At 74.2% G+C, this 9,022-nt stretch carries 10 protein-coding genes; 4 read left to right on the forward strand and 6 right to left on the reverse strand.

Translation table 11 applies throughout. The annotated features are described in order from the left end of the window. The first annotated feature begins 63 nt into the window (after positions 1–63). Positions 64–438, forward strand: coding sequence for a hypothetical protein (locus BI06_RS22520; protein ID WP_043470875.1), 375 nt, complete (start codon positions 64–66; stop codon positions 436–438). Between the two features lie 78 nt (positions 439–516). Here the strand turns inward: BI06_RS22520 and BI06_RS22525 are convergent, their stop codons facing one another. After that, positions 517–1,173 (reverse strand): hypothetical protein, encoded by a 657-nt coding sequence (locus tag BI06_RS22525; RefSeq protein WP_043470878.1) that lies wholly within the window; start codon positions 1,171–1,173, stop codon positions 517–519. A 300-nt stretch (positions 1,174–1,473) separates the two neighbouring features. On the opposite strand from BI06_RS22525, the gene BI06_RS22530 reads away from it, so the two are divergent. The 3 genes from BI06_RS22530 to BI06_RS22540 all read left to right on the forward strand — a co-directional run bounded on the left by BI06_RS22530 (position 1,474) and on the right by BI06_RS22540 (position 2,762). Further along, positions 1,474–1,818, forward strand: coding sequence for a hypothetical protein (locus BI06_RS22530; RefSeq protein WP_030304790.1), 345 nt, complete (start codon positions 1,474–1,476; stop codon positions 1,816–1,818). A gap of 80 nt (positions 1,819–1,898) precedes the next feature. Next, a complete protein-coding gene (locus tag BI06_RS22535; protein ID WP_037779809.1) occupies positions 1,899–2,243 on the forward strand; it encodes a hypothetical protein in 345 nt (114 codons plus the stop codon). 252 nt (positions 2,244–2,495) lie between these two features. Continuing rightward, the gene (locus BI06_RS22540) at positions 2,496–2,762 is read left to right on the forward strand and encodes a hypothetical protein (RefSeq protein WP_030393798.1); all 267 of its coding nucleotides are present in this window, start codon (positions 2,496–2,498) and stop codon (positions 2,760–2,762) included. A gap of 107 nt (positions 2,763–2,869) precedes the next feature. Here BI06_RS22540 and hemB read toward each other — a convergent pair whose 3' ends face one another. From hemB to BI06_RS22565, 5 genes are all read right to left on the reverse strand, one after another. Beyond that, positions 2,870–3,850 carry a porphobilinogen synthase gene (gene hemB, locus BI06_RS22545; protein ID WP_030393797.1) on the reverse strand — a complete coding sequence of 327 codons (981 nt, stop codon included), beginning with the start codon at positions 3,848–3,850 and terminating at the stop codon, positions 2,870–2,872. 65 nt (positions 3,851–3,915) lie between these two features. After that, positions 3,916–5,586 carry a uroporphyrinogen-III synthase gene (locus BI06_RS22550; RefSeq protein WP_030393796.1) on the reverse strand — a complete coding sequence of 557 codons (1,671 nt, stop codon included), beginning with the start codon at positions 5,584–5,586 and terminating at the stop codon, positions 3,916–3,918. Further along, the gene (gene hemC / locus BI06_RS22555) at positions 5,583–6,611 is read right to left on the reverse strand and encodes a hydroxymethylbilane synthase (protein ID WP_030393795.1); all 1,029 of its coding nucleotides are present in this window, start codon (positions 6,609–6,611) and stop codon (positions 5,583–5,585) included. Before hemC ends, BI06_RS22550 begins: the two co-directional genes overlap by 4 nt. Before the next feature lie 41 nt (positions 6,612–6,652). Next, on the reverse strand, positions 6,653–7,987 hold the full coding sequence (locus BI06_RS22560) for a glutamyl-tRNA reductase (RefSeq protein ID WP_043470884.1): 1,335 nt from the start codon (positions 7,985–7,987) through the stop codon (positions 6,653–6,655). 34 nt (positions 7,988–8,021) lie between these two features. Then, complete coding sequence (locus tag BI06_RS22565) at positions 8,022–8,927, reverse strand: redox-sensing transcriptional repressor Rex (RefSeq protein WP_199523336.1); 906 nt, start codon at positions 8,925–8,927, stop codon at positions 8,022–8,024. Positions 8,928–9,022: the final 95 nt, after the last annotated feature.

Raw genomic sequence — 9,022 nt, forward strand, 5'->3', positions numbered from 1 at the left:
GTTCGGCGTACCCGGGCGCGGTCCGGCCGCCCGGGGCACCCCTCCCCCCGAAGGTGATTGCGCATGGTTTCGAAGAAGAGCGGGGCCGGCCTCGCCGCCGCCCTGGGTGCCGCGATGCTGCTCGGCGGCGCCGGCGCGGGCGCGGCGCACGCGGCCCCCGCCGAGGGCGGTGCCGCCCTGGCCAAGACCGACGTCAACCAGGCGCTCGGCGGCACCACGACCGGGCTCGGCTACGCCGTGGCCCCGGTCAAGGACCTCCGCCTGGACCCGTGGGCGAACTCCTCGGCCGACGTGCTGAACAACGGCGCGACCGTGCAGCCGGAGAACTCCGGCCTGGCGCCGATCGGCACCGACCTGCTGACCGGGCCGCTCAGCGCCGGCGGCGGTCCGCGCGACCTGCCGCTGGTCGGCGGGGTGCTCGGCACGCTGCCCGGCTGAGCCGCCGCACCGGCACCGCGCACACCGGAGCCCGGCACCCCGTCCTGCGACACGGGGTGCCGGGCTCCGGGCTGTCCGCTACAGCTGGGCCAGGCCCGCCAGACCGGTCTCCTGGACCACGCCGGTGGTGGTCGCGGTGGTGGTGGTCGCCAGGTTGTCCACCGAGTCGGTCACCGAGATCCGCTCGTCCTCGTTGCCCAGCGTGGCGCTGGCTCCGGGCACCGCCTGCACCGCGCCGGTCACCAGCCGCGGGTCGATCTCGTCCACCTTGACCCGGCCGTCGGCGAGCTGGCCGGTGCCGTCCTTGGCCAGCGACAGCGGCTTGCCGAGACCGATCCCGGGGGTGTCGGCGTGCAGCGGCGCCGCCGGGGCGTCCAGCAGCAGCTCGCCGAGGTCGGCGCCCTGGTCCAGCAGCGGCAGCGGCAGCTCGGCCTTGGCGGTCGGACCGACCCGGCCGGTGCCCAGCGGCGGCACGATGCGCTCCGGGATCAGCGCGTCCCCGGTGGTGTGGGCGGGCACCGGGGGCATCACCAGCGAGGTCGGGATGCCGCCGGAGATCCGGCTGTCCAGCGGCGCCAGCGGGATGTCCACCGGCACCTGCTGGGTGGCCAGCTGCTCCTCCAGGGCCCCCACCTGCTCGGGGCCGACCGGGGCGGCGGAGGCCGCCCCCTGGGAGGCGAGCATGCCCGCACCGACCGCCAGCAGCATCGCGCCGGCCCGCTTGGAGAACCTCATGCTTTTCACCGTTCTGCCTGTCCGTAGTGGAGATCTCTACAGGGAAGGCTGCGCGGGCGCAGCCGAAAGCAATGTGCTCAACGAGCCACCCGGATCCCGGATTGCGGCCGTTAGCCGGTTCGGGCTAATAATCCGACAAGAAACACCCGGCCGTCGCGCCTCCCGGACTCTTTTCAGAAATCCCCGTAACCTTCCGTGCCGTCATTCTTTGATCTGAGCGTCAGTGACCGCAGACCGGGTCTGAGCGTTGTACGCGTTGTACGCACGGAAACCAAGAGCTTTTCAGAGAGGGATCTCCCCATGATCCAGAAGTCCTTCGCGGCCGCCGGCCTGGCCGCCGCCGCGCTGGCCGTCGCCGCGGCGCCGGCCTCGGCCATCGGTGACTCGGACGGCTCCGCCGGGTCGTTCCAGGGCAACGGCGGCACCAACTTCACCGGCACCGTCGGTGACCACAGCCCGAACTTCCACTTCCTGGACAACGCGAACGTCTGCCTGCCCGAGATCCACAACATCGCGGTCGGCGTCCTCGGCGTGGCCGTCCCGGTCGAGGTCCCGATCGCCAACAGCGGTGGCAAGCAGTACTGCACCCAGGGCCAGGGCACCCAGACCAAGGGCGACTCGGGCGTTTCCCACCTGATCGGCTGACCTGCTCGTCCCAAGCTGCGTCACCCTCCTGATCCACCCTTCGAATCGCTCCCCGATTCACCCCTGAGAGGAACACCGAAATGATCAAGAAGTCTCTCGCCGCCGCCGGTCTGGCCGCCGCCGCCATCGCGATGTCCGCCGGTTCCGCCTCCGCCATCGCCGACTCGGACGGTGCCGCCGTCTCCGCCCAGGGCAACGGCGGCACCAACCAGACCGGCACCCACGGCGACCACAGCCCGAACTTCCACACCCTCGACAACGCGAACATCTGCCTGCCGGAGGTCCACAACATCGCGGTCGCCGTCCTCGGCGTGGCCGTCCCGGTCGAGGTGCCGATCCTCAACAGCACCCCGAAGCAGATCTGCAACGTCGGCCAGAACACCCAGTCCTCGGGCGACGCGGGTGTCTCGCACCTGATCGGCTGATTCGGCCGCACGGCGCGACGGAGGGCCCGGGGACGTCTGGTCCCCGGGCCCTCCGGGCATATCGGGCCGGACGTCCGGCCGGGCCGCACCCGCGGCGTCCGGCCGGGTGACAGGCCGTCGGCGGGGCGCGTGGGGCGCCGCGGCGGACGGCAGCGTGTGGTCCCGTGTCAGGGCCGGCCCCCGGCAACGGACCGGAGCACACGTCAGAGGCAGAGCGCCCGCACGGGGCGCTCCGGAAGAGAGGGCAGATCCATGAAGAGCAAGCTGGTCAAGGTCACTCTGACCGCCGTCGGCGCGCTGGCGCTGGCCGGCCTGGCCGCCCCGGCGGCGTCCGCGCACGTCGGCCTGGCCGGCGGCGCCGAGTTCGCCGCCTCGGCCCACCCGGTGTTCGCGGCCGGCGAGTGGGGCGGCATCGCCCACACCTCGCACATCCACACCGGTGCGCACGGTTGGGGCGCCGCCACCTCCACCGACGCGGTCGGCGGCGAGGAGGGCTTCGCCCACATCGCCGACTGGTAGGCAGCACGCACGGAGGCCGGGCCCCCTCCCGAGGGGGCCCGGCCTCCGCCGTGTCCGGGACCGCGGTCCCGGTCCTCGTCCTCGTCCTGGTCCTGGTCCTGGTCCTGCTACTTCACCATCGCGGCGGCCTCGAGGGCCCAGTAGGTGAGGATCTGCTCGGCGCCGGCCCGGCGCAGCGAGGTCAGCGTCTCCAGGATCATCCGCTCCCGGTCGATCCAGCCGTTGGCCGCGGCCGCCTCGACCATCGCGTACTCGCCGGACACCTGGTACGCGGAGACCGGCACCGGCGAGGCGTCGGCGACCTGGCGCAGGATGTCGAGGTAGGCCATGCCGGGCTTGACCATCACCAGGTCGGCACCCTCGGCGACGTCCAGCTCCAGCTCCCGCAGCGCCTCCCGGGCGTTGGCCGGGTCCTGCTGGTAGCTCTTGCGGTCGCCCTTCAGCGAGGAGCCGACCGCCTCCCGGAACGGGCCGTAGAACGCCGAGGCGTACTTGGCGGTGTAGGCGAGGATGCCGACGTCCTGGTGGCCGGCCTCGTCCAGGGCCCGGCGGACCACGCCGATCTGGCCGTCCATCATCCCGGACGGGCCGACCAGGTGGACGCCCGCGTCCGCCTGCACCCGGGCCATCTCGGCGTAGCGCTCCAGGGTGGCGTCGTTGTCCACCGAGCCGTCCGCGGCCAGCACACCGCAGTGGCCGTGGTCGGTGTACTCGTCCAGGCAGAGGTCCGACATGACCACCAGGGCGTCGCCGACCTCGGCGACCACGTCCCGGATCGCCTGCTGGAGGATGCCGTCCGGGTTGGTGCCCTCGCTGCCGGTCGCGTCCTGCGTCTCGGGGACGCCGAACAGCATGACGCCGCCCAGGCCCGCCGCGGCCGCCTCGGTGACGGTCTTGCGCAGGGTCTCCCGGGTGTGCTGGACCACGCCCGGCATCGACGAGACCGGGACCGGCTCGCGCACGCCCTCGCGGACGAACAGCGGCAGGATCAGCTCCGCCGGGTGCAGCCGGGTCTCCGCGACCAGCCGGCGCATCGCCGGGGTCGAGCGCAGCCGGCGCGGGCGGACGTACGGGAATTCAGCGGACACGGCTTCTCTCTCCGAACGGTGGTGCTGGTGCCGGGGGCGGCGGATGGTCCGCCCCCGGCCTCGTTTCAGCGCGCGGCCTTGCGGCGCGAGCCGGGGCGGCGCTCACTGGGCCGGTAGACCGGCTCGCCGGCGGCGGTCGCGGTGTCCCGGCGCTTGGCCCCGAAGTCTGCCAGGGCCTGGGCGAGCGCCGCGGCCGACGGGGCCGGGGCCATCACGTCGACCCGCAGGCCGTGCTCCTCGGCGGTCTTCGCGGTGGCCGGGCCGATGCAGGCGATGACCGTCACGTTGTGTGGCTTGCCCGCGATGCCGACCAGGTTCCGCACGGTCGAGGACGAGGTGAACAGCACCGCGTCGAAGCCGCCGCCCTTGATCGCCTCCCGGGTCTCGGCCGGCGGCGGCGAGGCGCGCACGGTCCGGTACGCCGTCACGTCGTCGACCTCCCAGCCCAGCTCGACCAGGCCGGCCACCAGGGTCTCGGTGGCGATGTCGGCGCGCGGCAGCAGCACCCGGTCGATCGGGTCGAACACCGGGTCGTAGGGCGGCCAGTCCTCCAGCAGACCGGCGGCGGACTGCTCGCCGGACGGCACCAGGTCGGGCTTCACACCGAAGTCGACCAGCGCCTGCGCGGTGGTCTCGCCGACCGCCGCGACCTTGATCCCGGCGAACGCCCGGGCGTCCAGGCCGTACTCCTCGAACTTCTCGCGCACCGCGCGCACCGCGTTCACCGAGGTGAAGGCGATCCACTCGTACCGGCCGGTGACCAGGCCCTTGATCGCCCGCTCCATCTGCTGCGGCGTCCGCGGCGGCTCGACCGCGATGGTCGGCACCTCCTGCGGCACCGCGCCGTACGAGCGCAGTTGCTCGGACAGGCCGTGCGCCTGCTCCTTGGTGCGCGGCACCAGGACGTTCCAGCCGAACAGCGGCTTGGTCTCGAACCAGGAGTGCGAGGAGCGGTGGGCGACCTGCTCACCGACCACGGCTATCACCGGGGTGGCGGGGTCCACCGGGGCGGACACCGGCGCGGGCAGCACCCGGGCGGCCTTGAGGTCCGCCGCGATGGTGGCCAGGGTCGCGGTGAAGGTGCGCTGGCGGGTGGTGGTGCCGGAGAGCGTCGCGCTGAGCGCCGACTCCGGCTTGCGGCCGTTGGAGACCAGCGCGTTGGCGGTGGCCGGCAGCTGGCCCAGGGTGGTGCGCACGACCAGGGTGGTCTCCGGCGCGCCCAGGTCCACCGGGGAGCCGGCCAGCAGTGCGGCGGCCTCCACGAAGCGGACGTCCGTCCCGGCGGCGCCGCGCAGCGGCACCCCCGCGTAGGCGGGCACGCCGACCGACTGGGCGACGCCCGGGATCACCTCGAAGGCGATCCCGGCCCCGGCGCAGCCGAGCATCTCCTCGGCGGCGCCGCCGTCCAGGCCCGGGTCGCCGTCGACGGTCCGCACCACGTGCTTGCCGGAGCGCACGGCCTCGGCGACCAGGCGGGCCAGGTCGAAGTCCGGCCCCTCGGTGCCGGGGGCGTGCACCTGCACGCCCGAGGGACAGTGGCTGCGCACGGCGGCCGCGGTCAGCGGGTCGGCGACCAGGACGTCGGCCGAGGCCAGGACCTCGACCGCGCGCAGGGTCAGCAGGCCCGGGTCGCCGGGGCCCGCGCCCAGGAAGGTGCACCGGCCGGTGGCGGGCACCGTACCCCCGAACGGGCTGTCGGCCGGGAACGGGCTGTCGGTGGCGGCGGTGGGGCTCATCGGGCTCGCTCCCCCATCAGGGCGGCCGCGCCCGCGTCGAGCAGCCGGGCGGCCAGCGTGCGGCCGAGGGCCACCGCCTGCTGCTCGGCGGTCTCGTCGAGGACGATCGGACCGTGGGCGGACATCTTCAGCAGGGTGGCGCCGTCGACGGTGCCGACCACGCCCTCCAGCCGCAGTTCGGATCGGTGGTCCCAGCCGGCCAGCGCGGCGACCGGTGCGGAGCAGCCGGCCTCCAGGGTGGCGAGCAGGGCCCGCTCGGCGGCCACCGCGACCCGGGTGGGGGCGTGGTCGAGGGCGGCCAGCGCGGCGGCCAGGCCGCCCCCTTCCGGGAGCGCGGCGGCGGCGGTGCACTCGATGGCGAGCGCGCCCTGGCCGGGGGCCGGGACCATCAGCTCGGGGTCGAGGTGCTCGGTGATCTCCGCGGACCGGCCGAGCCGGTTCAGACCCGCGGTGGCCAGCACCACGGCGTCCAGCTCGCCGGAGGCCACGAAGCCGATCCGGGTGTCCACGTTGCCGCGGATCGCGACGGTCTCCAGCCGGTCGCCGCGTTCGCGGGCCCAGGCGTTGAGCTGCGCCATGCGGCGCGGCGAACCGGTGCCGATCCGGGCCGGGCGGCCGGCGCCGGCCAGCTTCTCCACCAGCTCGCCGAGCGCCAGGCCGTCGCGCGCCACCAGGGCGTCGCGGCTGTCCTCGCGCTCGGGGACGGCGGCCAGCAGCAGGCCCTCGGGGGCCGCGGTCGGCAGGTCCTTGAGCGAGTGCACGGCGAAGTCGATCCGGCCCTCGAGCAGCGCGTCGCGCAGCGCGGAGACGAACACACCGGTGCCGCCGATCTGGGCCAGCGCCTCGCGGGAGGTGTCGCCGTAGGTGGTGATCTCCACCAGCTCGACGGGGCGCCCGGTGACGCGGGTCACCTCGCGGGCGACCATGCCCGACTGCGCCATGGCGAGCGCGCTGCGCCGGGTGCCGAGCCGCAGGGGTGCCGCGGTGGTGTCCGGTGCCTGGCCGGTGAGAGGTTGACCATTCATGGGGTGATCGTCCCGGTGGTACTCGTGGGATGGCTGACGGTTCATCCGGCGCCCCCGCCCGCGGGCTGGGTGCCGATCGGGGTGCCCGAGACCGCGTGGACGGCGGCCGGGTCGAGGTCGAACAGTTCACGCAGTGCCTCCGCGTAGGAGGCGCCGCCGGGTTCGGCGGCCAGCTGCTTCACCCGCACGGTGGGGGCGTGCAGCAGCTTGTCGACGACCCGGCGGACGGTCTGGCCGATCTCGGCGCGCGAGCGCTCGTCCAGACCGGGCAGCCGGGAGTCCAGGCGGGCCAGCTCGGTGGCGACCACCCCGGAGGCCATCGCGCGCAGCGCCACCACGGTGGGGGCGATCCGCGCGGCCCGCTGGGCGGCGCCGAAGGCGCTGACCTCCTCGGCGACGATGCCGGTGACGGCGTCGACGTCCCCGGCGCCGGGGGTGGCGGCGTGGGCGTGCGAGAGGCTCTCCAGGTCGACCAGGAGCGCGCCGGGCAGCTCGTGCACGGCGTGGTCGACGTCGCGCGGCATGGCGAGGTCGAGGAAGGCGAGGGGGGTGGCGGTGGCGCGCGCGGCGACCGCGGCGGCGACGTCCTGCGCCCCGATCACCGTGCCGGCCGCGCCGGTGCAGGAGATCACCAGGTCGACGTCGGCCAGCGCCTCGGGCACCTTGGCCAGGTCCAGGGTGCGGGCGACGTCCCCGCCGAGGATCTCGACCAGCCGCTCGGCGCGCTCCGGCGTCCGGTTGGCGATCAGCAGGTCGGTCACGCCCGAGCGGACCAGGGTGGCGGCGGCCAGCGAGCTCATCGAGCCCGCGCCGACCACCAGCGCCCGCTTGCCCGCGATCGCGCCCGCGCCGACCGCGACCTGCTCCAGGCCGAAGGTCACCAGGGACTGGCCGGCCTTGTCGATGCCGGTCTCGCTGTGCGCCCGCTTGCCGACCCGCAGGGCCTGCTGGAAGAGCTCGTTGAGGCCGCGCGCGGCGGTGTGCTCCTCCTGCGCCTTGGCCAGGGCGTCGCGCAGCTGGCCGAGGATCTGGCCCTCGCCGACCACCATCGAGTCCAGGCCGCAGGCCACCGAGAAGAGGTGGTGGACCGCGCGGTCCTCGTAGTGGACGTAGAGGTGGGAGGTCAGCTCCTCCAGGTCGACCCCGCTGTGGTGGGCGAGCAGCAGCGACAGCTCGGCCACGCCGGCGTGGAACTTGTCCACGTCCGCGTACAGCTCGATCCGGTTGCAGGTGTTGACCAGCGCCGCCTCGGCGACGGTCGCGGACGCGGCCGCGTCGTGCAGCAGCCGGGTCGGCACCTCACCGGTCAGCGCGGCCCGCTCCAGCACGCCGACCGGGGCTGTGCGATGGCTCAGCCCTACGACGAGAAGACTCACGCCCGCCCCCTGGTCCCACGATTCTCGGTCCCGCTCATGCCGGCATCACCGCGGACAGCTCGCCCTCGCCGGGCTTGCCGGGCTTGCCGGGCTTGCCCTGCGCCGTCGGCTCCGCGTCCTTGGCCGACTCGGCGGCGGTGCGGGGCTTGGTGCTGCCGGCGGCCGCGCGGCGCAGCTTGGCCGCGGCGGCGCGGACCGGGCCCGGGGCGCGGTCGAGCACGGACTCCGTGCGGTCCGGCTCGTCGCCGGCCTTGCGCTGCTCGTGGAAGGCGAGGATCTGCAGCTCGATGGAGAGGTCCACCTTGCGCACGTCCACGCCGTCCGGGACGGTCAACACGGTCGGGGCGAAGTTCAGGATGCTGGTGACACCGGCCTCGACCAGCCGGTCGCAGACCTGCTGGGCGGCGCCGGGCGGCGTGGTGATGACACCGATCGAGACGTGCTGGCTCTCCACGATGGACTCCAGTTCGTCCATGTGGCGCACCGGCAGGCCGGCCGCGCTGCTGCCGACCACGCTCGGGTCGGCGTCCAGCAGGGCCGCGACCCGGAAACCGCGGGAGGCGAAGCCGCCGTAGTTGGCGAGCGCGTGGCCGAGGTTCCCGATGCCGACGATGACGACCGGCCAGTCCTGGGTCAGGCCCAGCTCGCGGGAGATCTGGTAGACGAGGTACTCGACGTCGTAGCCGACCCCGCGGGTGCCGTAGGAGCCCAGGTAGGAGAAGTCCTTGCGCAGCTTGGCGGAGTTCACCCCGGCCGCGGCCGCCAGCTCCTCGGAGGAGACGGTCGGCACCGAGCGCTCGGAGAGCGCGGTGAGCGCGCGCAGGTACAGCGGAAGCCGGGCGACCGTCGCCTCCGGGATGCCCCGGGCGCGCGAAGGTCGACGCGCGGCGCCCTGGTCGGGCGTCTGCGAACTGCTCTGTGGTGATCGGCCGATTGCCACGGTGCTCCTGTGGGTGAAGCTGGGCTTTGGCAGCCAGGCTATGCGTTTGTGAACGTGTGCACAAAGATGGTGTCCGATTTGTCCCCGCACAGTGA

It is taken from the genome of Kitasatospora sp. MBT66 (assembly GCF_000710405.2).
GTDB classification, from domain to species: Bacteria; Actinomycetota; Actinomycetes; order Streptomycetales; family Streptomycetaceae; genus Kitasatospora; species Kitasatospora purpeofusca.